Here is a 22,877-nt window from a genome sequence, read left to right as displayed (position 1 = left end):
CGCCGTGGTCGCGTCGATCCTGGGTGTGGCCGGGAGTATCGCCGGTCCCCTGTACGCCGCGTTCGGGGCGAGCTGACACACTTGACCGATCATGACGCTGACCGATCGCCTCCCGGGCTCTAACGAACCTGACGCAGTCTTCGACGCCTTTCAATCGTGGGTGGCGGAGCAGGGCCTGACCCTGTACCCGCACCAGGAGGAGGCGCTGATCGAGATCGCTACCGGCGCGAACGTCATCCTGAACACTCCGACCGGCTCGGGTAAGAGCCTGGTCGCGACCGGCGCGCACTTCGCGGCGCTGGCCGACAACCGCACGACGTTCTACACCGCCCCGATCAAGGCGCTGGTGAGTGAGAAGTTCTTCGCCCTGTGCGCGGTCTTCGGCGCGCAGAACGTGGGCATGCTGACCGGTGACGCCAGTGTGAACGCGGACGCGCCGATCATCTGCTGCACCGCGGAGATCCTGGCCAACCTGGCGTTGCGCGAGGGCGCGGACGCCGACGTCGGCCAGGTCGTGATGGACGAGTTCCACTTCTACGCCGAACCGGACCGGGGCTGGGCGTGGCAGGTGCCGCTGATCGAGCTGCCGCAGGCGCAGTTCATCCTGATGTCGGCGACGCTCGGCGACACCACCCGGTTCAAAGACGATCTGACGAGGCGGACCGGGCGGGAGACCGCCGTCGTCGCCAACGCGGAGCGGCCGGTGCCGCTGATCTTCGAGTACGCGATGACGCCGCTGCACGAGACGATCGAGGAGCTGCTCTCCACGAGGCAGTCGCCGGTCTACATCGTGCACTTCACCCAGATGGCGGCGCTGGAGCGGGCGCAGTCGCTGATGAGCATCAACATGTGCACCCGCGAGGAGAAGGACAAGATCGCCGCGGCGATCGGCAACTTCCGGTTCACCGCCGGTTTCGGGCGCACGTTGTCACGGTTGGTCCGGCACGGTATCGGCGTGCACCACGCGGGCATGCTGCCGAAGTACCGCCGGCTGGTGGAGACCCTCGCCCAGGCCGGGCTGCTCAAGGTCATCTGCGGTACGGACACGCTCGGCGTCGGTATCAACGTGCCGATCCGCACGGTGCTGTTCACCGGCCTGTCGAAGTATGACGGGGTGAAGACGCGGCTGCTCAAGGCCCGGGAGTTCCACCAGATCGCGGGCCGGGCCGGTCGGGCCGGCTACGACACCATCGGCACCGTGATCATCCAGGCGCCGGAGCACGTGATCGACAACGAGCGGGCCCTGGCGAAGGCCGGTGACGATCCGAAGAAGCGTCGCAAGGTGGTCCGCAAGAAGCCGCCGGAGGGGCAGATCGGCTGGGGTCGGCCCACGTTCGACCGGCTGGTCGAGGCCGAGCCGGAGCCGTTGACGTCGTCGTTCCAGGTGTCGCACGCGATGCTGCTGAACGTGATGAACCGGGGCGGCGACCCGTACCCGGCTTTGAAGCATCTGCTGACCGAGAACCACGAGGACCGGCCGGCGCAGCGTCGGCACATCCGGCGGGCGGTCGGGATCGCGCGGGCGCTCATCGCGGGTGGCGTCATCGAACGTACCGATGACGGCGTTTACAAGCTCGTCGAGGACCTGCAGCTGGACTTCGCCCTGAACCAGGCGCTGTCGCCGTTCGCCCTGGCCTGCCTGGAGCTGCTGGACAAGGAGGCTCCGGAGTACCCGCTCGATGTCGTCTCGGTGATCGAGTCGACCCTGGAGGATCCCCGGCAGATCGTCTCCGAGCAGCGTAAGAAGGCACGCGGCGAGGCGGTCAACGCGATGAAGGCCGAGGGCATCGAGTACGAGGAGCGCATGCAGCTCCTGGAGGACGTGACCTGGCCGCAGCCGTTGAAGGAGCTGCTCGACGCGGCGTACGAGACGTACCGGCGCGGGCATCCGTGGGTCGCCGACTACGAGCTCAAACCCAAGTCGGTGGTCCGCGACATGTATGAGCGGGCCATGACGTTCACCGAGTACGTGTCGTTCTACGGCCTGTCCCGTTCCGAGGGCCTGGTGCTGCGCTATCTGGCCGACGCGTACCGGGCGCTGCGGCAGACGGTGCCCGAGGACGCCCGCACCGAGGAATTGACCGACCTGATCGAGTGGCTCGGCGAACTGGTCCGGCAGGTCGACTCCAGCCTGCTCGACGAGTGGTCGCGTCTGCAGAACCCGGACGCCCCCGTGGAGGAGGTCCGGATCGACGACAAGCCGCCGGCGGTCACCCGCAACGCCCGCGCCTTCCGGGTGCTGGTGCGCAACGCGATGTTCCGGCGGGTGGAGCTGGCCGCGCTGCGCCGCTGGGATCTGCTCGGCGAGATGGACGCCGAGCACGGCTGGACATCGGAGCGCTGGCAGAAGGCCATTCAGGACTACTTCGAGGAGTACGACACGCTGGGCACCGGCCCGGCCGCGCGCGGGCCGGTGTTCCTGCACATCGAGCAGGGCGCCACCCAGTGGATCGTCCGGCAGGTCTTCGAGGATCCGGAAGGCGACCACGACTGGGGCATCGACGCGGTCGTCGACCTGGCCGAGTCCGACGAGGCGGGCACCGCCGCGATCACGGTCACCGCCGTCGGCCCGCACTGAGCGCACGATCCTCGCCGTCGGCCCGCACTGAGCGCACGATCCTCGCCGTCCCGGTGGAGCCGGAACGGCGGCCCCGCCGGGCCGCTCTGGAGATGGCCGCCCCGGTGTCCGGCCGAGCCGGCGCGGGTCAGCGCGAGGGTGGTCGGTGGTCGAGGAGGCGGGCGATGTCGGTGACCGCGGGCAGGCGGACGGTGAAGGTGGTGCCGAGGCCCGGCTCGCTGGTGGCGGTGACGTCGCCGCCCTGGTCGGCGACGATCCGGCGGACGATGGTCAGGCCCAGGCCGGAGCCGCCGGTGGCGCGCTGCCGGGCCGGGTCGGCGCGCCAGAACCTGTCGAAGACGCGGGCGACCTCGTCGGCGTTCATGCCGACGCCGGTGTCGTGGACGGTGAGGACCGCGTCCGGCCCGTCGCGGCTGACGCGCAGCTCGACGCGGCCACCGGCGTCGGTGTAGCGGATCGCGTTGCTCATCAGGTTGCCGACGACCTGGCGCATCCGGTCCGGGTCGGCGCACACCTCGACCGGAGCGGGTGCGTCGACGACGACGTCGATGCCGGCGTTGCCGGCGACCACCCGGTGCGCGGTGGCGGCCATCTCGGTCAGCTCGGACAGGTCCATCGGTACCGGGTCGTAGCCCAGCTCACCGGCCTCGGCCAGGGCCAGGACCTGCAGGTCGTCGAGGATGCGCCGCTGCAGCAGGGTCTCCTCGTGCAGGGACGCGAACAGCTCCGGCGACGGCTCGATCACCCCGTCGGCGAGTCCTTCGAGGTAGCCGCGCAGGTTCGACAGCGGGGTCCGCAGTTCGTGGGCGACGTCGGCGATCAGCCGCCGCTGGCGTTCCTCGCTGCGCTGCAGCGCTTCGGCCATCGCGTTGAACGCCCCGGACAGCCGGGCCAGCTCGTCCTCACCGCGGGTCGGCACACGCACGTCCAGCCGGCCGGCGGCCAGTTGCAGGGAGGCGCCGGTGAGCAGCCGCACCGGCCGGCTGACCCGCCGGGCGATGCCGGCGGTGCCGACGGCGGCGAGCAGGAGCAGCGCGGCCGCGCCGAGCAGTGCGGGTTGCTGGAGCACGTCCAGGTCCTGGTCCTGCCGGGCGCCGAAGAAGATCTCCACGGGTACGACCGACGGGCTCGCCACGGCCTGCTGGAATCCGAGGAGCAGGCACTTGTCATAGCCGGTCCCGGTGAGCTCGCAGTCGCCCATCCGGGACCAGGACTCGTCGCGCCACGTGACGTCCCGGTGGACGGCGGAGATGCCCGCCTCGACACATTTCGGCTCGGCGTTGAGGCGCTCGTCGTCGAGGTATGGTGGCCGGTCGGTGGTCAGTGCCGATGACCAGTCACCGACCTCGGCCATGCAGCGGACCGCGATCAGGGCCGCACGGTACTGCGCGGCCTGGGCCAGCGCCCGCGACGACGGTTCACCGGTGGTGAGCGCGGCCGGCGCGAACAGGTCCTCCGGCAGGAATGGCCGGGTCGGCACGGCGATCGGGTGGGTCGCGGCCGGGCGGCGGCCGGAGGCCGACAGTTTCGCCTCGATCGCCGCGCCGGTCTTCTGGGCGGCGACCTGGATGGCGGGGTCCAGCGACGGCACCGGGTCGACGTTGCTGGGCAACAACTGGACCGGGCCGGCCGCCTGCCGTTCGAGGTTGTCGGAGTCGGTGAGCACGTCGCCGTCGCGGGTCTCCACCCGGATGTGCAGGCCGGTCTGCTCGGACAGCCCGGCGACCACCTCGTCGATGCCGAGCCATTGACCGTTGAGCACGCCGAACAGCCGGATCGCGTCGACGATCTCGGCCTCGTGCCGGTCGCGGGCGTCAGCGACCCGGGCCGCCTCGTGGGAGGCCAGGCTCAACGTCAGCCAGGCGGTCGCACCGATCGCCGAACCGGCGACGACCAGCACGAGCAGGAAGATCCGCAGGCGGAAACTCACGGCTCGGCCATCCGGTAGCCGCGCCCGTAGACGGTCTGGACGTACCGTGGCTCGGCGGGGTTGACCTCGATCTTGCGGCGCAGGTTGACGACGTGGGCGTCGACGGTGCGCTCGGACACCTCGTTCTCGAAGCCGAACGTCTTGTCGAGGATCTGGCCGCGGGTGAAGACCCGGCCGGGCTCGCGGGCCAGCAGTTCCAGGATGCCGAACTCCTTGGCCGTCAGGCGCACCGGCTCGCCGCTGACCCGTACCTCGAATCGGGGTGCGTCGACCTCGATCTCGCCGACCCGCAGGATCTCGGAGGCCTCGTTGCCGCGGGTGCGGCGCAGCAGCGCCCGGATGCGCGCGGTGAGCTCGCGGGGGCTGACCGGTTTGCTCAGATAGTCGTCGGCGCCGATGTCCAGGCCGAGGAGCATGTCATTTTCCGCGGACCGGGCCGTGACCAGCAGGATCGCGACGTTGGCGATGGCGGCGTCGGAGTCGGCGCGCAGGATCCGGCAGACGTCGAGGCCGTCGACCTCCGGCATCATCCAGTCCAGGACGACCAGGTCGGGACGGCGGGCCCGGGTCTGCTCCAGGGCGGCGCGGCCGTCACCCACGGTCAGCACCTGATGCCCCTCCCTTTCCAGGTAGAGGCGGATCAGCTGGGCGTGCTTCGGGTCGTCGTCGGCTACCAGGATGCGGGCGGTCACGGCTCGAATTCTGTCCCAGGCTGTCCAGGCCGACCAACAATGCGAGAAACCTATGAAGATCAGATCCCGGATTCGTGCCGCGCACATTCTCGGCAGCTTCCGCACAGGTTCTTCACAGGTCGGGGCCTACGGTCGCCTCCTCGAATCGTTGAGGAGGATCTTTCGATGTGTGGCCTGAGCGCTTTTGTCAGCAGCCGCCCCGACCCGGGGCCGCTGGACGCCACGTTCCGCGAGGCCTTCGCCGCCGCTCTGGCGACCCTGCACCACCGCGGCCCGGACGACACCCAGATCGAGTTCGGCGACGGGTTCGCGTTCGGCTTCAAGCGGCTCGCGATCATCGACCGGGAGCACTCGGTGCAGCCGCTGAGCTACGCCGGCCGGTGGACCGTCGTCTTCAACGGTGAGATCTACAACTACCGGGAGCTGCGGGCCGAGCTGATCCAGCAGCACAACGCGGTCTTCGCTACCGAGGGTGACAGCGAGGTGCTGGCCGCGGCGTTCCACTACTGGGGCGAGGCGGCCCTGCCCCGGCTGCGTGGCATGTTCGCGTTCGTGGCGTACGACCACCGCACCGGCACCCTGCACGCGGCCCGGGACGCCTTCGGGATCAAGCCGCTCTACATGCTGGAGACCGCTGACGGGCTGTTCCTGGGCAGTGAGCGTAAGGCTCTCGACCCGTTCGCGGCCCCGGCCGGCGCGGCTCTGGAGACCGAGTCGCTGGCGCACTACCTGACGTTCCAGTTCGTGCCCGACCCGATGAGCCTGCACCGGCACATCCGGCGGCTGCCGCCGGGTCACCGGATCATCTGGACGCCGGGTGGCGGGGTTCGGATGCACCGCTGGTTCCGTCCGTCGCTGCGGCCGCTGCGGGTCGAGCCGGAGGACGCGTACTCCAGGATCCGGGAGGCGCTGACCGACAGCGTCCGCGCGCACATGCACGCCCACGTGCCGGTCGGCACGTTCCTGTCCAGTGGTGTCGACTCGTCGGCGATCGCGGCGCTGGCGGCCCGGGAGAAGCCTGATCTGCACGCGTTCACCGCCGGGTTCGCCGCCCAGGGCTACTCGGAGATCGAGATCGCCCAGGACACCGCCGATCAGCTCGGCATCCGGCTGACCCCGACGGTCGTCTCCGACGAGGACGTGCTGACCCATCTGCCGCGGATCATCCAGCTGCTCGACGACCCGGTCGCCGACCCGTCGCTGATCCCGTTGTTCTTCCTGGCCCGCACGGCGTCGCAGTTCGTCACCGTGGTGCTGTCCGGTGAGGGGTCCGACGAGCTGTTCGGCGGCTACACGATCTACCGCGAGCCACTGTCGCTGGAGAAGGTCGATCGCCTGCCCCCGGGTATGAAGCGGGGCCTGAAGCACCTGGCCGAGGTGCTGCCCGAGGGGGTCAAGGGCCGCTCGTTCCTGGAGCGTGGCACCACCCCGATCGAGCAGCGCTACTACGGCAACGCGCGGATCTTCGACCCGGAGGAGAAGGCCCGGGTCATGCGGTTCACGTCGCAGCCGCACACGGCGATCACCGCCCACCTGTACGCGGAGACCGCCGACGTCGACCACGTCGCGTCCATGCAGTATGTGGACCTGCACACGTGGCTGCCCGGCGACATCCTGGTCAAGGCCGACCGGATGTCGATGGCGCACAGCCTGGAGCTGCGGGTGCCGTTCCTGGACCAGCAGGTCTACGCGGCCGCCGCCGGTCTGCCGACCGATCTGAAGCTGCCGCCCGGTGTCACCACCACCAAGCACGCGCTGCGTGAGGCGATGAAGGGCATCGTGCCCGAGTCGGTGCGTTCGGCCAAGAAGCTGGGCTTCCCGACGCCGACCCGGCTGTGGCTGCGCGGCCCGATCGGCGACTGGGTGGACCACCTGCTCGCCACGTCGCAGGCCGGTGACCTGATCGATCTGGAGTACGTGCGGGGCCTTCTGGCCGAGCACCGGGCCGGCGGCGCGGACCGCTCCCGGAAGGTGTGGACGGTGGCGATGTTCTGCCTGTGGCACGCCATCGCCGTGGAGAAGTCGATCGTGGTCGACAACCCGCTGCCCAGCCGCATGGTGCCGGCCCAGCGCCAGGAGCCGGGCCTGTCGCACGTCTTCGGCTGACCGTCGGGCCCGGTGCGGCCGCCTCCACCCGGACCGCCATCCGGTGTCGTGCCGCACCGGGTCACGGCCTTGTCCACGAACAGCCCGGCAGCGGGGAGATTTCAAGGCCGCGCAGCCTTCCCCGCTGCCGGGTTCGCCGTCGCTCTGGGTGCTCCCCCGGTAGTCGGGCGGCGGAGGGGTGACCTCCCGCCGGGTTCCGCGGGAGCCGGCCCGGCCGCCTGCGATGAGTTGCCGGGCCGGCGGTGGTCCTTCATTTCATGGGGGTCTCTGCGGTTCGGTTCGTGGTCGGTCCGGTGGTCGCCCGCGCCGACATTCCGGAGCTGTGTGCCCGGCTGGCCGATCTGCTACGCGGGCGGGCCGGTGAGCTGGTCGAATGTGACGTCGGTGGGCTGGCCGAGGCGGATGTGGCGGCGGTCGAGGCGGTGGCCCGGCTGCGGCTGACAGCCCGGCGGCACGGGCGTCGGTTGGTCGTCGTCGGCGCGGGCCCGGATCTGCGGCTGCTGTTCGGGCTGCTCGGCCTCACCGAACTGCTCGCGCCCGACACACTGCCGGCCCCCGAAACGACCGTCCGGCCCCGGCCTGGAGCGGCGGGAGCCGGACGGGACTGACATCAGGGCGGTCAGGGCAGGTCGGTCGGGGGCAGGTGTGGCGGCAGGCCGAACAGCGGGAACAGGCGGGCCGTGTCGAGGAAGTTGTTGACGGCGGCGATGCGGCCGTCGGCGATCTCCAGGACGATCAGCGCCCACGGGTCGTGGCCGTCGCCGGAGCCGGCGGCCCGGTACTGGCCGAAGGCGGGCAGGCCGTTGGCGACGACCGGGATCAGGCGCGAACCTTCGCAGCCGCTGCCGGTGCCGGACATCCACGCGCGGATGTCGTCGTGACCGCGTAGCCACAGCGCCAGCGGCGGCATCGACAGGGTGGCGTCCTCGTGCAGCAGTGTGGTGAGGGCGCGCAGGTCGTACGCCTCGAAGGCTTTGACATAGCGGGCCAGAAGCTCGCGCTGTTCGGCGTCGAGGGGCCGGTAGGTGTCGCCCGCCGAAGGCGTGGCGGCCGACAGGGTCGCCCGGGCGCGTTGAAGGGCACTGTTGACGCCGGCCACCGACGTGTCGAGCAGGTCGGCGACCTCCTGCGCCGACCAGGCCAGCACCTCCCGCAGGATCAGCACGGCCCGCTGCCGCGACGGCAGGTGCTGCAGCGCGGCGACGAACGCGAGACGGATCGACTCGCGTTCGGCGATCAGGTTGGCCGGGTCGGAGCCTTCGGGCAGGATCCGCTCGTCGGGGACCGGGCCGACCCAGATCTTCTCCGGGTGGACGGCGCCGGGGTCGGTGGCGTGACCGGAGCCGGCCGGGCCGAGGTCCATCGGCCGGACCCGCCGCTGGGCGGCCTCGGCCATGTTGAGGCACACGTTCGTGGCGATCCGGTAGATCCACGAGCGCAGCGACGAGCGGCCCTCGAAACTGTCGTGGGCGCGCCAGGCGCGGATCATGGTCTCCTGCACGGCGTCCTCGGCTTCGAAGGCCGAGCCGAGCATCCGGTAGCAGTAGCCGATCAGCTCGGGCCGGAACCGTTCCAGCTGCGCCTCGATGGGTGTGTCTGTCACCGCGTCACTCACGCGCCCGAACCTACCGCGGATTTTTTCGCACGGCAGCGATGAGTTTCCGGTACGGGCCCGGTCCACCCGATGTAGGCGATGTCGAGAAGAGCGTGAGGGAGTCGTCATGAGCTACGCCGAGGTCAACGGGATCAACCTGTACTACGAGACGCACGGCAGCGGCCGGCCACTGGTGCTGCTGCACGGCGGCCTCGGCTCGGGTGAGATGTTCGGTGCGTCCCTGGCCGTGTTCGCCGAGAACCACCAGGTCATCCTGCCCGACCTGCAGGGGCATGGCCGGACCGCGGACATCGACCGGCCGGTGGACTACGCGTTGATGGCCGACGACATCGCGGCGCTGATCGACCACCTGGGTCTGGACCGGCCGGACGTCGTCGGGTTCTCCCTCGGCGGCGGCGTCGGCCTGCAGCTGGCGATCCGCCACCCGGAGAAGGTCGGCAAACTGGTGTCGACGTCGGCCGGGATCCGGCGTGACGCGTTCTACCCGGACCTGCTGGCGCAGCAGGCCCAGGTCAACGCGGCCGCCGCCGAGTTCATGAAGGAGACCCCGATGTACGAGCTGTACGCGCGGGTGGCGCCGCGCCCGGAGGACTTCCCGCGCCTGCTCGACAAGATCGGCGACACCATGCGGCGGGACTTCGACCACACCGACGACGTGCGGGGCCTGCGGGTGCCGACCCTGGTCATGGGGGCCGACGCCGACATGGTGCCGCCGAGCCACTTCGTGGAGATCTTCGCCCTGCTCGACGGCGGCCTCCGGGACGGCGGCTGGACGGGTGACGGCCGGCCCAAGGGCGGGCACGCCCTCGCCATCCTGCCCGGCACCACCCACTACGACATCATCGACTCCCCGCTGTTCGCGACCACGGCCCTGGCCTTCCTGGACGAGAAGGCCTAACCGCTAATCGATGGCGATGTAGTCGCGCAGGTGCTGGGCGGTCAGGGTGTCGGACTTGGCGACGAGTTCGCCCGGGGTGCCGGTGAAGACGACGTTGCCGCCGTCGTGGCCGGCGCCCGGGCCCAGGTCGATGAGCCAGTCGGCGTGGGCCATCACGGCCAGGTGGTGTTCGATGACGATGACCGTGTTGCCGGTGTCGACGAGCCGGTCGAGCAGGGCCAGCAGTTGGTCGACGTCGGCCAGGTGCAGGCCGCTCGTGGGTTCGTCGAGCAGGTAGGTGGCGGCGCCGCTGCCCATGTGGACGGCGAGTTTGAGGCGCTGCCGCTCGCCGCCGGACAGGGTGTTGAGCGGCTGGCCGAGGGTGAGGTAGCCCAGCCCGACGGCGTTGAGGCGTTCCAGGACGGCGCGGGCCGCCTTCTCGGTGAAGAATTCCAGGGCCTCGCTGACCGGCATGGCCAGAACCTCACTGATGTCGCGGCCGCGCAGCCGGTATTCGAGGACCTGGGCGGTGAAGCGTTTGCCCTCGCACTCCTCGCAGACGCCGGCGACGCCGGCCATCATCGCCAGGTCGACGTAGACCAGGCCGATGCCTTTGCAGTTCGGGCAGGCGCCTTCGGAGTTGGCGCTGAACAGGGCGGCCTTGACGCCGTTGGCCTTGGCGAAGGCGGTCCGGACGGCGTCGAGCAGCCCGGTGTAGGTGGCCGGGTTGCTGCGCCGGGACCCGCGGATCGCCGACTGGTCGACGACGATGACGCCGGCACGCTGCGGCAGCGAACCGTGGATCAGGGAGCTCTTGCCGGATCCGGCGACCCCGGTGACCACGGTGAGCACCCCGGTCGGCACGTCGACCGAGACGTCCCGCAGATTATGGGTTGACGCGTTCCGGATGGGTATTTGTCCGGTATGCGGCCGTACCGAGTCTTTGACGGCGACGCGATGGCCCAGGCATCGCCCGGTCAGGGTGCCCGAGGCCCGCAACGCCGCGACATCACCCTCGAACTGGATCCGCCCGCCGGCCGGACCGGCACCGGGACCGATGTCCACCACGTGATCGGCGATCGCGATCGTCTCCGGCTTGTGCTCGACGACCAGGACCGTGTTGCCCTTGTCCCGCAGCCGCAGCAGCAGGCCGTTCATCCGCTGGATGTCGTGCGGGTGCAGGCCCACCGTCGGCTCGTCGAACACGTACGTGATGTCGGTCAGGCTCGACCCGAGGTGCCGGACCATCTTGACCCGCTGCGCCTCCCCGCCGGACAGGGTCGCCGACTCCCGGTCCAACGACAGGTAGCCCAGACCGATCTCGACCAGGGAGTCCAGGGTCTGCCGCAGGTTCGCCACGACCGGGCCGACCGCCGGGGCGGTGATCCCGGCCAGGAACTCGGCGAGGTCGCTGACCTGCATGGCCGAGCACTCGGCGATGTTGCGGCCGTCGATCCGCGACTCCAGCACAGCCGGTTTCAGCCGGGTGCCGCGACAGTCGGGGCAGGCCGCGAAGGTGGCCGCCCGGTCGATGAACGCCCGGATGTGGGGCTGTACCGACTCACGTTCCTTCGTCAGGTACATCCGCTGCACCTTGACGACCAGTCCCTCGTACGTCGTGTTGATGCCGTTGACCTTGATCTTGATCGGCGCCTTGTAGAGGAAGTCGTCCAGCTCCGCCGCGGTGAAGTCGCCGACCGGTTTGTCCGGGTCGAACAGGCCCGACTCGGCGAAGCCGCGCACGTACCAGCCGTCGACGCTGAAGTTCGGAACCGTGATCGCGCCCTCGTTGATCGACTTCGAACGGTCGACGAGCTGGTCCAGGTCGAGGCTGGAGACCTTGCCGAGGCCCTCACAATTCGGGCACATGCCCTCGGCGTTGAACGAGTAGGCGAGCGCGCTGCCGGCACCCGGCTCGCCGAGACGACTGAAAATGATCCGGAGCATGGTGTACGCGTCAGTCGCCGTGCCGAGCGTGGACCGGGCGTTGGCGCCCATCCGCTCCTGGTCGACGACGATCGCGGCGCTCAGGTTGTGCAGAGCGTCCACGTCTGGGCGGGCCGGACTGCCCATGAACGACTGGAGGAAGGCCGAATACGTCTCGTTGATCATCCGCTGCGACTCGGCGGCGATGGTGCCGAACACCAGCGACGACTTGCCGGAGCCGGAGACTCCGGTGAAAACGGTCAACCGCCGCTTCGGGATGTCGAGCGAGACGTCCCGCAGGTTGTTCTCACGGGCCCCGCGGACCTCGATGACATCGTGGCTGTCTGCGATGTGGGTCACGAACAGACAGTAGCCACGATAAAGGCCACTTTCCGACCGCTATCCCGCGCGACGCCGAGCCCGCCGGGCCGCCAACTCGTCGTTCTCATCCGGGACGGCCGCGGCGCCGACCGGCTGCGGACCCGAGGCGGGCTCCGCCGGCAGGTGCGACAGCGAACCCTGGATCTCCTTGAACGCCCCGCCGATCGCGATGCCGAACACCCCCTGGCCGCCCTGCAGCAGGTCGACGACCTCCTCCGGGGACCGACACTCATACACCGTCGTCCCGTCCGAGATCAGCGTGATCTCGGCCAGATCGTCCACGCCACGCGACCGCAGCGTCTCGATCGCCCGACGGATGTTCTGCAACGACACCCCGGCGTCCAGCAGGCGCTTGACCACCTTCAGAACGACCAGGTCACGGAACGAGTAGAGCCGCTGGGTACCGGAACCGGAAGCATCCCGCACACTCGGAACCACCAGCGTGGTCCGCGCCCAGTAGTCGAGCTGCCGATAGCTGATCCCGACCGCCTGACAGGCGGTGACCCCGCGGTACCCGAGCTCGCCGTCCTCGCCGACGAGAGGGCCTTCAAGAGGTTGCTCGTGCACGCGACTACCTCCCCGCGCCCATGATCAAAATCTAGGCGGTGTGCCGGTTCACCTGGACTTCACGAGCGTATATCTCAATCACAGCCGAAACATGGAGGTAACCGCTCGACACGCCGCGCACGGACGAACGGCGCCGGTCGATATCACCCGGCTTCGTGTCACCCGGCTTCGTGTCACCCGGCGAAGTCTTCGGGCCGCACCTGGTCGAGGAACTCGCGGAACTTCTCCACCTCGTCCTCCTGCTCGTCGGGGATCACGATCCCCGCCTCGGTGAGAACCTGGTCGGCACAGCGGATCGGCGCACCCACCCGCAACGCCAGCGCGATCGAGTCACTCGGCCGCGCCGACACCCGCAGATTGTCACCGATCAGCAGATCGGCGTAGAAGACGTTGTCTTTCAGCTCGGTGATCTCGACCGCCTTCAACGGCGCCTTCAGCGCCGCCAGGATGTCACGCAGGAGATCATGGGTCAGCGGCCTCGCCGGCTTCACACCCTGCTGCTCATAGGCGATCGCGGTGGCCTCGACCGCCCCGATCCAGATCGGGAGGTAACGATCACCATCCACCTCCCGCAACAACACGATCGGCTGGTTGCTGGGCAGCTCCACCCGGACCCCGACCACGCTCAGCTCACGCACCGCCGCCTCCGTGTCGTTATTGTCTCGGCTGCTACGCAGCCGCCCTAACCTGCACGGTACACGCACACCACGGGCACCCGATCCGCACGGCGGCGTGATCAGCGGCCCAACTCGCCCCGGAGACCCGACCGGACCAACGCCGCATGCAGCCGCTGCGAGAGCGCCTGCAGCTCACGGGCGGTCTCCACGGCACGCGCCCGAGCCGCCGGGTCCTGCTGACGGGCCAACGGTGCCAGCAACTGTGTGAACAGGCCCACCTCACGATCCGCGGCATTGCGGAACGCACGCAGGTGACGAACCTCCAGCCCGTAGTGGGTGAGACCCACCACGGCCTCCACGATGATCACCTGATCGGCGTCATACCACCCGGGCGGACGAGCCGTCACCAGACCGATCTGCTCCAGCTCGGCCAGCAGCGCCTCATCGACACCGGTCCGCTCGACCAGATCCGCCGTCGGGATCCGCGAATCCGCCGGATCCTTGGCCTGCTGCGTCCCCACCGCCACCAGCGTGGGCCGCTGCGGAACCACCGGCTCCTTCTCCATCCGGTCCAACTGCTCCCGGATCACCCGCAAGGGGAGGTACTGGTCGCGCTGAGCGGTCAGCACGAACCGCAAGCGGGCCACATCGTTCCACGAATACTTCCGGTACCCGGAGGCGGTGCGTTGCGGGTCGACCAGACCCTCCGCCTCCAGGAACCGCAGCTTCGAGATCGTGGTGTCGGGGAACTCGGTGCGCAGATGGGCCAGCACCTCCCCGATGCTCATCAGCGCACCCTCACGCCCGTCCTGAGGGCGCGAAGCCCCCGGATCACGCGCGGCCGCCCCCGACGCCGTCACGCCCGGCCCTCGCCCTCCGGCCGCGGACCGGCGATGAACACCAGACGGAACTTGCCGATCTGGACCTCGTCGCCATTGCTGAGCGTCGCGGCTTCAACCCTTTCCCGGTTCACATACGTACCGTTGAGCGAGCCGACGTCACGAACCGTGAATGTCCCGCCGTCACGGTGGAACTCGGCGTGGCGACGCGACACGGTCACGTCGTCGAGGAAGATGTCACTGTCCGGGTGCCGACCGCTGGTCGTCACATCGTGATCGAGGAGGAAGCGGGCGCCGGCATTGGGCCCACGGCGCACCACCAGCAGAGCCATCCCCGGGGGGAGCGAGCCGGCCATCCGGCTCGGAACCACGTCCGTCTCGGGTCCCTCCAGCACCTCGTCAAGGGCGCCAAGGTTCAGCGTGGACGTGACGTCGAGCGGGGGGAACTCGTCGTCTGGGCGCGTCATCGGACCACCTCACGGATCAGTTGGTCGTCGCCTCTCCCAGCGAAGCCAGCGACGTTGCGGCCCCGCCGGAGCCATTCGGCCCGACGCACGACTATCGGTTTCAAAGGAATAACAGTTCTTCGTGTGCTCCGCGAGCCTAGTCAGCGCCAATATCGCTGGGCAACCGGACTCGCGGAAGAACGAATGGACGGGCATGAAATGCCCGCGGCGTCAGCTTTCGGTGAGAGCCCGGTACGCCGCGGCGTCCAGCAACGCGGCCACCGACGCCGGATCGTCCGGCGCGATCTCCACCAGCCAACCCGCCGCATACGGCTCGCCGTTGATGATTTCCGGCTCGTCGGTCAGCGTGGCGTTCTTCGCCACCACCGTGCCGGAGATCGGCGCGTAGATCTCCGAGACGCTCTTGGTCGACTCGATCTCGCCGAGCGAGTCACCCGCCTGCACCACCGTGCCCTCATCGGGCAACTGCACATACACGATGTCACCCAGCGCGTCCTGCGCGAAATGGGTGATACCCACCCGCACGGGCCCACTGCCGTCACCGGCGACCCACTCGTGCTCCGCGGTGTACCGCAGATCCTCAGGAATCAACGCTTCCTCCGTTAATCACGACACCGGACGCGCGTATCGCAAGGCTGCCGCCTTCCGCACCGCGGTCACCTCGACCAGCGAACGCGAGTCCATGGTCACGCTACCGCCGTCACTCTTCGCCGACGCCACCACCCCGCCAGGGATCTGCAGCGCCGTACTCATCGTGCTCGCCGGCCCGATCACCAACAGATGGAACGGACCACTCAGATGCTCACCGTCGGCGATGATGCCACCACCCGACGCATCCACGAAGAAGCTCGACGCGACAAGCCGCACCGCCTTGTCGTTCGCCCCGTTGAGCTGCATCACCTCACCACCGGCGCCGCGCAGCTCCTGGACCGTGTTCAGCACATCGGACGCACCGACATCGCTCAGCGTGATGTCCAGACCCGGACCGCGACCCACCACCGTGCCGGCCAGCAACCCCAGATCCTGACTGCGCCGCTCCGCCTCCGCGACCGCCGCCTCACGGCCTCCGACCTCGGAGTTCAGCTGCTGTTTACTCTGCTCCAACTCCTGGATCTGAGCCAGCAGACGACTGTCCTCCGACTCCAGATCACTCAGGATCCGAACCAGGTCCTCCTGCCGCGTCGCGGCCAGCCCGTCATCCGCGTCGTTGCTGCGCAACTGCACCACGAGCGTGAAACCGAGCAACGCCAGCAGCACCCAGATCAGCGTCCCGGCCGGCGCCGGCCGCCGGATCCGCGGGCGATCAAGATCACCTTCCGGTTTCCCGGAAATCGACAGATCGGGTGACTCCTCCGCCGGGCGATCCGCCTCCGGCTCCCGCCCCTCGAGATCAAGATCACCATGGGGTACGGCCGGAGCACCCTCCCGACCCGCGGCACCCTCCTGGCCGCCCGCACCCACGTCACTCTCCCGACCATCGCCGACGAGCCCGGCACCACGGCCGTCATCGACCCGCCCGGCGACACCCACCCCGCCGTCACCGACCTGATCCGCACCGTCCCGCCCGCCACCGAATCGCCGGTCCCCACTCTCGGGCCCGTCACCGATGCGCCGGATTCCCCTCTCCGAGCCGTCACCGATCTGCCGGGTGACGCCGTCGGGGCCGTCACCGACCTGCGGAGTGACGCTTCCAGGACCGTCACCGACCTGCCGGATCGCCCGCTCCGAGCCGTCACCGACCCGCCTCGTGACGCTCCCGATCTGCGGGGAGACATTTTCGGGGCCGTCACCGATCCGCCGCGCGACGCTCCCGACGTCCTCACCCATCTGCGGGGAGACATTTTCGGGGCCGTCACCGATCCGCCGCGCGACGCTCCCGACGTCCTCACCCATCTGCGGGGAGACGTTCTCGAGGCCGTCACCGGTTCGATCCGTGCGGCGAGTCGGGCCGCGATCGGCCTCAACCGGTGGGTGCTCTCCGCCGGCCTGCGACAGCGGTGATGGCTTCGCGTCGATGTCAGGTGTGGAGTCACTCAACAGAGAGCCACCACCCAAGCCGGACATTTCCGAAATGTCGGATGAGGTATCGAGGGACGGCCCCTCCGAAGCATGCGGAGCCAGGTCGGGCTCCGAGAAACGCCGATCAGCCGGATCGATCTCCGGATGACGCCCGCTACCCGGGTCGAGCTCCGGAACACGCCCTGGAGCCGGATCGAGCTCCGGAACACGCCGAGCAGCCGGGTCGGGCTCCGGAACAGGCCGTGGAGCCGGATCGGGCTCCGGAACACGCCGGGCGGCCAGGTCACGGGTCGGCTCATCGCCGTCGATCGGTGAACCCGGGTCCGCGAAAACCGTGAACGGGACGGTCGGCTCCTCCTCGACATGCCGCGGGACGCCTGGGGCCGTACCCCCGACATGGTCTTCGCCGTGGGAGCGCGCCGCGCCGGGCGTGCCGTCAGGATCGGTCATCTCGCGTCCTATGCCCGGAAGAGGTGCCGTCGGATCGCCGCGACGTTACCGAAGATCCGCACGCCGAGCACGACCACCACACCCGTCGACAGCTGACCACCCACACCCAGCTGGTCACCGACGTAGACGATCAGGCCCGACACGAGAACGTTCGAGATGAACGACACCACGAACTGCTTGTCGTCGAAGATGCCGTCCAGCTTGGCCCGGACCCCGCCGAACACCGCGTCCAGCGCCGCGACCACCGCGATCGGCAGGTACGGCACCAGTTCGGGCGGCACCGACGGTTCGAACAGGATGCCCAGCAGGACACCGACGAGCAGGGCGAGTACGGCGATCATCGGCCGCCTTCCGTCACTGACGAGTCCGGCGCGGGCGACCCCGCACCTGATGAGACGTTCACGGAGCCCGACGGAACGGGCGCGATGCTGGGCTCGGCCGACCGCAACTTCAAGTCGGTCGCCGCCTCCAGCGTCACGTCATCGGCCTCAGCGGTCTCGAACGAGATCCCGAACCGGGCCGACAACGTCTCGAAGAACTGACCCGCATAACCCTCGCGGAAATCATCGGCGAGATCGTCCGGGCCGATCGCGACGATCTCGTACGGCGAACCCACCGGCCGGATGTCCACCAGAATCGCCTCGCCGGCCTGCCGGATCCGCGACGTCGCCGTCAGCCGCTGCCCGTTGATCATGATGGCCTCGGCCCCGGCCTCCCACAGCGCGTTCGCCGCCAGCTGCAGATCGGTGTCCTTCACCTGCGCCTCGGTCCGCCGCTCCCCGGTCACCGCGTCCACCGACGTCGGCCCGTCGGTGAGCGTCACCCGCGCCCCGGAACCACGCACCCGCGCCACCCCGGTGGCCGCCTCCAGGTCACGCAGCCGGGCCACCGTCTCGCCACCCAGCTCCCGGTCACGCAGCGCCGCCACCTCGGCGGCCAGCTGATCAGCGCGCTGCTGAAGATCCTCAGTCTCCGCCCGCCGGTTCTGCACCTGGCCGATCAGATCGCTGCGCGCCTGGGTCCGGGCCGGTTCCTCGGCCAGCGTCTGCCGGTACGCGATCACCAGCAGGAACCCGATCACCGCCAGGGTCAGCGCCGCCGATATCGCCGCGGCCCGCCGCCGCACACCGGTCCGGGGACCCTCCTTCGCCCGTCTCGCCGCCGCGTCGGCATAACCGGGGTCCAACGGGTTCTGGAACAACTCGGTCAGGAAGTCCGGACCCCAGCGGCGCTTTCCCGAACCGCCGTCCGGATCCGGCGGGCCACCGATGCTGCCCAGCCCCTCCCATGCACCGCTCGGTTCACGCAGTGCCGTCGCCGCACCGGGCCGGAGCGCCGCGGGCCCGGCCGGTTCCGGCGTGGATCCGGGCCAGTCGGGTGCCGCGCGGGCGGCGGTGTCGCCGGATGACGTCTCGGAGACGCCGGCCGGGTCGTCGGAGAGCGGACGGCTCACGAGGAGCCCTCACGGTCGGCGCGCAACAGCCGCACCGCCTGGACCAGGTAGAGGACGGCGGCACACCAGTACAGACCCAGCGCCCACCAGGACAGGCCCCAGCCCACCGGACCGACCCACCAGTCGATCGACGGCACCGCCTTGGCCAGCAGGATCAGCGGGAACGACGCCAGCAGCAGGAACGTCCCGGTCTTTCCCACGTAGTGCACCGGCGGCGGACCATACCCGTGGCGGCGCAGAATCAGCAGCACCACCCCGAGGACCGCCTCACGCAGCAGCAACGCGCCGGTCAACCACAGCGGGATCACCTCGCGCACGGTGAACCCGATCAGTGTCGCCACGATGTAGAGCCGGTCCGCGAACGGGTCCAGCAACTCACCGAGGCGACTCACCGAATTCATCCGGCGGGCGACATAGCCGTCCACCCAGTCGGTCGACCCGCCGATCATCAACACGACGACCGCGGCGACGTCGTTCTCGGTGACGAGCAGCAGGTACAGGAAGAGCGGCACGCCGAGCAGTCGGAGGAAGCTGATCGCGTTCGGCAGGGTCCAGATCCGATTCGAGGACTCGATGGACGACGCAGGTTGCTGCGACATCGCGACTTCCTCTCCCCCTCGGCCGAGGCCCCCGCCCGGCTCGTACGATGGCCGGTCCGCCTGGTCCCGCCGTCTCCGGACGGCGGTACGCACGCGTTCCGCTCACTCGCCGAGCAACTATAACCAGCCGCGTCCGCTCGGCCGACGCGCAGTCACACGGGCCACACCCGCTAATCCATCCTAGGAGGCTAGCCTCCTGCCGGCTGACGCCGGACGTGGTGACCCGCGGGCCGACCGGCACCACAGGTCACCACGCGGTCGGGCATGGCGGCCGGACTAGCGGGAGCGCCGGCCCCGGCGGGCCTGTACGTAGTCGTCGATCACGTAGCGGCCCAGGTCGGCCGGGTCCGGGCTGAAGACCCGGCCGCCGTTGCGGTGGGCCACGGCGGACACGAAACGGCGCAGGCCCGGGTCCTCGCCGAGCATGAAGACGTTCAGCGTGGCGCCGAAGCGGGTCAGTAGATCCACCTCGTGGATCGTCGCCTCGATCGTCTCCGGCAGCGGGGGCCACCAGAAGACGGCTTCACCGTCCGGTTCCAGGTGGGAGGTGGGCTCGCCGTCGGTCACGACCAGGATCACCGGCTCGGCACCCGGGTGGCGCCGGACGTGGCGGGCGGCCAGTTTCAGGGCGTGCTGAAGGTTGGTGCCCTTCTCGATGGTGGGCTCGATGGCGGCCAGCTCACCCTGCGAGAGGGTCTGTGCGTACCGGCCGAAGCCGATGATCTGCAGGGCGTCCTGCGGATACTTGGTGGCGACCAGATGGGACAGGGCCAGTGCGGTCTGTTTCATCGGGCCCCAGCGGCCGTCGGCGTACATCGAATAGGACAGGTCCACGCACAGGGCCACCGCCGCCGAGGCGCGACGCTCGGTTTCGGCGATCTCGAAGTCGTCGGGTTCCAGCCGTACCGGAAGAGTGGCGGAACCACCCGCGGCCCGACGCCGGACCGCGTTGCCGATGGTCCGGACCACGTCCAGGGGTTGATCGTCGCCGAACTCCCATCGGCGGGAACTTCCGATCAGGTCGCCCGCCGCCCCGGCGTCGCGCATGTCGTGCTGACCGCGTTTGCCCGCCACGTCGCGGAAGATCGCGGACAGGGCGGTACGGCCCAGGCGGCGCAACGCCTTCGGGGAGAGGGTGAGGCCGTCGGCGTCCCGCTGCACCCAACCCTGGCGCCGCAGTTCACGTTCGAGTTCGCGCAGGCGGCGCAGGTCGTCGGCGGCGCCCCGGCCGAGCTGGCGTTCGACCGCCTCCACGTCGACGTCGTCCAGGGTCGCGCCGGGGTGCTCCTGGCCGAGCTGGTCGATGAGCTCGTCGAGGTCGGCGATCTCGCCCAGCGCCGAGGCGGCGTCGCCGTAGCCGAGGTCGGCGGGGCCACGCATCCGTTCGCCACGGCCCCAGTTCAGGTTGGGGCGCAGCGCTCGCAGATTGTCGGTGAGCTCGGCCAACTGCCCTCGCAGTGGGCCGTCGCCGAGCGCCTGGGCCATCAGCTGCTGCAGTTCCTCACGCTGTTGCGGGCTCAGGGAGCGCATCAGGCGTTCGGCGGCGGCGGCCTGCCGGGCCAGCGAGTCGATCAGTTCGTCGACGTTTCGCGGGTTGTCCGGAAAGAACCGGCCATGCCGGTCCATGAAGTCCCGGAACGCGTCATCGGTGTCCTCACCACGGGCGTGCCGGGCCAGCAGATCGTTCAGATCCCGGACCATCTCCGCGACCTCGGCCATGTCGCCCTGCTGGAGCGCCTGCTTCATGCCCGCGAAACGCTGCGAGACCACCTCCTCCCGGAGGCCGGCCAGGATCTGTTGGTAGATGTCCCGCGCCTCGGACGAGGACCACTGATAATCCGACAGGTCGGACACGGCTTGGGAGACGGACCGGGGCAGGTTGTCGAGCATCGCCTCGTTGAACCGGGCCGCGTCGTCATCCCGGGCCGCCAGCGAATCACGCTCGGCGGCCAGCGCCTGGTCGAGCATCTGGCGGGCCCTGGTCACCGCCCCGTCCAGGTTTCCCCGGCGCAGGGCGTCGCGACGCAGGCGGCGGGCCCGGTCACGCAGCGAGTCCAGGCCGCGCCCGTCCCGAGGGCCGCGCCGGATCAGGTCTCGCAGCGCGTCCCGCAGGCTGTCACCGGCGAGAACCCGCTCCCCCATCTCGTCGACCGCGGCCCGCACGTCGTAGGGCGGCGCGAGCGGATCGGGCCCGTCCCGCCAGGCCCCGTACCGAAAGACGTTCCCACTCACAGCGACCCCTCGAAGATCCGGACGACGGAGGCGACGCGAGAGAACGCGGCAGGAGTGCGCATCACCGATCAGCTTCCGTAGATGGTGCGGCCGTCGTCGGTCAGCTCCTTCGCCAGGCGGCGGGTCAGGTGCAGGCCCTCCAGGGCGAACTCGATCCCCGAAGCCGCCTGCCCCGGACTCGGCGCGTCACCGAGATCGAGCCGGTCGAGGACCTTGGCCAACCCCGGCACGGTGCCGATCTGGCCGAGCAGTTCCTCGGCACTGACCAGGTCACCGGTCTGGATGATGGCCCCCTCGGCGACCAGGTCGGTGAAGCCGGACAGGTCGAGGCCGGCCAGTCGGGCCCGGAACGTCTCAGCCGTGGCGACCCGCAGGAGATGCCCGAGGATCTCGGTCTCCCGCCCCTCCTCACCGCTCTCGAACTCGACCTTGCCGCGCAGCGTCGACGTGACCGAGACGGTGTCGCAGATCCGGGCGACGGCCTCCCGCTCCCCGCGGAGCCCGGCCCGGCGCAGCGCCGAAGCGGCGACGGTCTCCGCGGCGGCGATGGCGAACCGGGCGGACACCCCGGACCGGGCATCGACCGACGGCGACTCCCGGACCCCACGCGTGTAGCGGGCCAGCACCTCCACCAGGAAGTCGGGCAGCTGCGCGACGAGAGCGGCCTCCTGCTGGATGAGCGCCGTCTCGAGAGCGAGATCGACCGGATAGTGGGTCCGGATCTCCGCCCCGAACCGGTCCTTGAGCGGCGTGATGATCCGCCCGCGGTTGGTGTAATCCTCCGGGTTGGCCGACGCGACGAGCAGCAGGTCGAGTGGCAGCCGCAGCTGATAGCCGCGAACCTGGATGTCGCGCTCCTCGAGCACGTTGAGCAGCGAGACCTGGATCCGCTCGGCGAGGTCGGGCAGCTCGTTGACGGCGAAGATGCCCCGGTTGGTCCGCGGCACGAGCCCGAAGTGGATGGTCTCCGGATCGCCCAGGGCGCGCCCTTCGGCCACCTTGATCGGGTCGACGTCACCGATCAGGTCACCGACGCTGGTGTCTGGCGTGGCGAGTTTCTCACCGTATCGCTCGGAGCGGTGCAGCCAGGCGACCGGCAGGAGATCACCGGCTTCGGCGGCCCGACGCCGGGCGGCCGGGGTGAGCGGATGATACGGATGTTCGTGCAGCTCGGAGCCCTCGATGTAGGGCGTCCACTCGTCGAGGAGGCCGACGAGTGCGCGGATGAGCCGGGTCTTGCCCTGCCCGCGCTCACCGAGCAGGACCATGTCGTGGCCGGCGAGCAGCGCCCGCTCGACCTCGGGCAGCACGGTGTCCTCATATCCGACGATGCCGGGGAATCGGGGCTCACCGGAGCCGAGCCGGGTCAGGAGGTTGTCGCGCAGCTCCTGCTTGACGGTGCGGAACTCGTGGCCGGTCGCACGGAGCTCGCCCAGGGTACGGGGCAGATCGGCGGGCGGGACGGGTGTGATCGCAATTGGCGCCTCTGTCACCGCAAGAACGCTACCCCTGTCCTGTGACAAACCACG

General features: G+C 69.8%; 20 protein-coding genes. 5 read left to right on the top strand and 15 right to left on the bottom strand.

Going from position 1 to position 22,877, the window contains the following annotated elements; genetic code table 11:
• The first annotated feature begins 91 nt into the window (after positions 1 to 91).
• The gene (locus Q0Z83_RS03780; RefSeq protein WP_317792365.1) at positions 92 to 2,578 is read left to right on the top strand and encodes a DEAD/DEAH box helicase; all 2,487 of its coding nucleotides are present in this window, start codon (positions 92 to 94) and stop codon (positions 2,576 to 2,578) included.
• Between the two features lie 127 nt (positions 2,579 to 2,705).
• On the opposite strand, the gene Q0Z83_RS03775 is transcribed toward Q0Z83_RS03780, so the two are convergent.
• Together Q0Z83_RS03775 and Q0Z83_RS03770 are read right to left on the bottom strand one after the other, a co-directional pair.
• A complete protein-coding gene (locus tag Q0Z83_RS03775; protein WP_317792364.1) occupies positions 2,706 to 4,508 on the bottom strand; it encodes a sensor histidine kinase in 1,803 nt (600 codons plus the stop codon).
• On the bottom strand, positions 4,505 to 5,209 hold the full coding sequence (locus tag Q0Z83_RS03770) for a response regulator transcription factor (RefSeq protein ID WP_317797023.1): 705 nt from the start codon (positions 5,207 to 5,209) through the stop codon (positions 4,505 to 4,507). Before Q0Z83_RS03770 ends, Q0Z83_RS03775 begins: the two co-directional genes overlap by 4 nt.
• Before the next feature lie 156 nt (positions 5,210 to 5,365).
• Between Q0Z83_RS03770 and asnB the strand changes: the two genes are divergently transcribed.
• Positions 5,366 to 7,306 (top strand): asparagine synthase (glutamine-hydrolyzing), encoded by a 1,941-nt coding sequence (gene asnB / locus Q0Z83_RS03765; protein ID WP_317792363.1) that lies wholly within the window; start codon positions 5,366 to 5,368, stop codon positions 7,304 to 7,306.
• Positions 7,307 to 7,563: 257 nt separating this feature from the next.
• Positions 7,564 to 7,914 carry an STAS domain-containing protein gene (locus Q0Z83_RS03760; protein ID WP_317792362.1) on the top strand — a complete coding sequence of 117 codons (351 nt, stop codon included), beginning with the start codon at positions 7,564 to 7,566 and terminating at the stop codon, positions 7,912 to 7,914.
• Between the two features lie 11 nt (positions 7,915 to 7,925).
• Here Q0Z83_RS03760 and Q0Z83_RS03755 read toward each other — a convergent pair whose 3' ends face one another.
• Positions 7,926 to 8,921 carry a sigma-70 family RNA polymerase sigma factor gene (locus Q0Z83_RS03755; protein WP_317792361.1) on the bottom strand — a complete coding sequence of 332 codons (996 nt, stop codon included), beginning with the start codon at positions 8,919 to 8,921 and terminating at the stop codon, positions 7,926 to 7,928.
• A 106-nt stretch (positions 8,922 to 9,027) separates the two neighbouring features.
• Between Q0Z83_RS03755 and Q0Z83_RS03750 the strand changes: the two genes are divergently transcribed.
• Positions 9,028 to 9,819: an alpha/beta fold hydrolase gene (locus tag Q0Z83_RS03750; RefSeq protein ID WP_317792360.1), complete on the top strand. Its 792-nt coding sequence runs from the start codon at positions 9,028 to 9,030 to the stop codon at positions 9,817 to 9,819.
• Between the two features lie 3 nt (positions 9,820 to 9,822).
• Here the strand turns inward: Q0Z83_RS03750 and Q0Z83_RS03745 are convergent, their stop codons facing one another.
• From Q0Z83_RS03745 to Q0Z83_RS03715, 7 genes are all read right to left on the bottom strand, one after another.
• Positions 9,823 to 12,084, bottom strand: coding sequence for an excinuclease ABC subunit UvrA (locus Q0Z83_RS03745; RefSeq protein WP_317792359.1), 2,262 nt, complete (start codon positions 12,082 to 12,084; stop codon positions 9,823 to 9,825).
• A 39-nt stretch (positions 12,085 to 12,123) separates the two neighbouring features.
• Positions 12,124 to 12,672: a MerR family transcriptional regulator gene (locus Q0Z83_RS03740; protein WP_317792358.1), complete on the bottom strand. Its 549-nt coding sequence runs from the start codon at positions 12,670 to 12,672 to the stop codon at positions 12,124 to 12,126.
• 173 nt (positions 12,673 to 12,845) lie between these two features.
• Entirely contained in the window at positions 12,846 to 13,310 is a 465-nt protein-coding gene (locus tag Q0Z83_RS03735; RefSeq protein ID WP_092540989.1) for a bifunctional nuclease family protein, read from the bottom strand.
• Positions 13,311 to 13,408: 98 nt separating this feature from the next.
• Positions 13,409 to 14,077 carry a transcriptional regulator FtsR gene (gene ftsR, locus Q0Z83_RS03730; protein WP_317792357.1) on the bottom strand — a complete coding sequence of 223 codons (669 nt, stop codon included), beginning with the start codon at positions 14,075 to 14,077 and terminating at the stop codon, positions 13,409 to 13,411.
• A 68-nt stretch (positions 14,078 to 14,145) separates the two neighbouring features.
• Complete coding sequence (gene odhI, locus Q0Z83_RS03725) at positions 14,146 to 14,595, bottom strand: oxoglutarate dehydrogenase inhibitor Odhl (RefSeq protein ID WP_093611657.1); 450 nt, start codon at positions 14,593 to 14,595, stop codon at positions 14,146 to 14,148.
• 210 nt (positions 14,596 to 14,805) lie between these two features.
• The gene (gcvH, locus tag Q0Z83_RS03720; protein ID WP_317792356.1) at positions 14,806 to 15,186 is read right to left on the bottom strand and encodes a glycine cleavage system protein GcvH; all 381 of its coding nucleotides are present in this window, start codon (positions 15,184 to 15,186) and stop codon (positions 14,806 to 14,808) included.
• Positions 15,187 to 15,201: 15 nt separating this feature from the next.
• Entirely contained in the window at positions 15,202 to 15,852 is a 651-nt protein-coding gene (locus Q0Z83_RS03715; RefSeq protein WP_317792355.1) for a DUF881 domain-containing protein, read from the bottom strand.
• Positions 15,853 to 15,996: 144 nt separating this feature from the next.
• Here Q0Z83_RS03715 and Q0Z83_RS03710 point away from each other — a divergent pair, with 144 nt between their 5' ends.
• Entirely contained in the window at positions 15,997 to 16,596 is a 600-nt protein-coding gene (locus Q0Z83_RS03710) for a hypothetical protein (RefSeq protein ID WP_317792354.1), read from the top strand.
• A 476-nt stretch (positions 16,597 to 17,072) separates the two neighbouring features.
• Here Q0Z83_RS03710 and Q0Z83_RS03705 read toward each other — a convergent pair whose 3' ends face one another.
• The 5 genes from Q0Z83_RS03705 to Q0Z83_RS03685 all read right to left on the bottom strand — a co-directional run bounded on the left by Q0Z83_RS03705 (position 17,073) and on the right by Q0Z83_RS03685 (position 22,841).
• Complete coding sequence (locus Q0Z83_RS03705; protein ID WP_093611661.1) at positions 17,073 to 17,405, bottom strand: small basic family protein; 333 nt, start codon at positions 17,403 to 17,405, stop codon at positions 17,073 to 17,075.
• The gene (locus tag Q0Z83_RS03700) at positions 17,402 to 18,334 is read right to left on the bottom strand and encodes a DUF881 domain-containing protein (RefSeq protein ID WP_378079008.1); all 933 of its coding nucleotides are present in this window, start codon (positions 18,332 to 18,334) and stop codon (positions 17,402 to 17,404) included. Before Q0Z83_RS03700 ends, Q0Z83_RS03705 begins: the two co-directional genes overlap by 4 nt.
• A 179-nt stretch (positions 18,335 to 18,513) precedes the next feature.
• The gene (locus Q0Z83_RS03695; protein ID WP_317792352.1) at positions 18,514 to 19,116 is read right to left on the bottom strand and encodes a CDP-alcohol phosphatidyltransferase family protein; all 603 of its coding nucleotides are present in this window, start codon (positions 19,114 to 19,116) and stop codon (positions 18,514 to 18,516) included.
• A 276-nt stretch (positions 19,117 to 19,392) separates the two neighbouring features.
• Entirely contained in the window at positions 19,393 to 21,348 is a 1,956-nt protein-coding gene (locus tag Q0Z83_RS03690; protein WP_317792351.1) for a vWA domain-containing protein, read from the bottom strand.
• A 68-nt stretch (positions 21,349 to 21,416) separates the two neighbouring features.
• Positions 21,417 to 22,841: a sigma 54-interacting transcriptional regulator gene (locus Q0Z83_RS03685; RefSeq protein WP_317792350.1), complete on the bottom strand. Its 1,425-nt coding sequence runs from the start codon at positions 22,839 to 22,841 to the stop codon at positions 21,417 to 21,419.
• Positions 22,842 to 22,877: the final 36 nt, after the last annotated feature.

It is taken from the genome of Actinoplanes sichuanensis, assembly GCF_033097365.1.
GTDB lineage: Bacteria > Actinomycetota > Actinomycetes > Mycobacteriales > Micromonosporaceae > Actinoplanes > Actinoplanes sichuanensis.
This window is presented reverse-complemented; position numbering and strand designations above follow the sequence as displayed.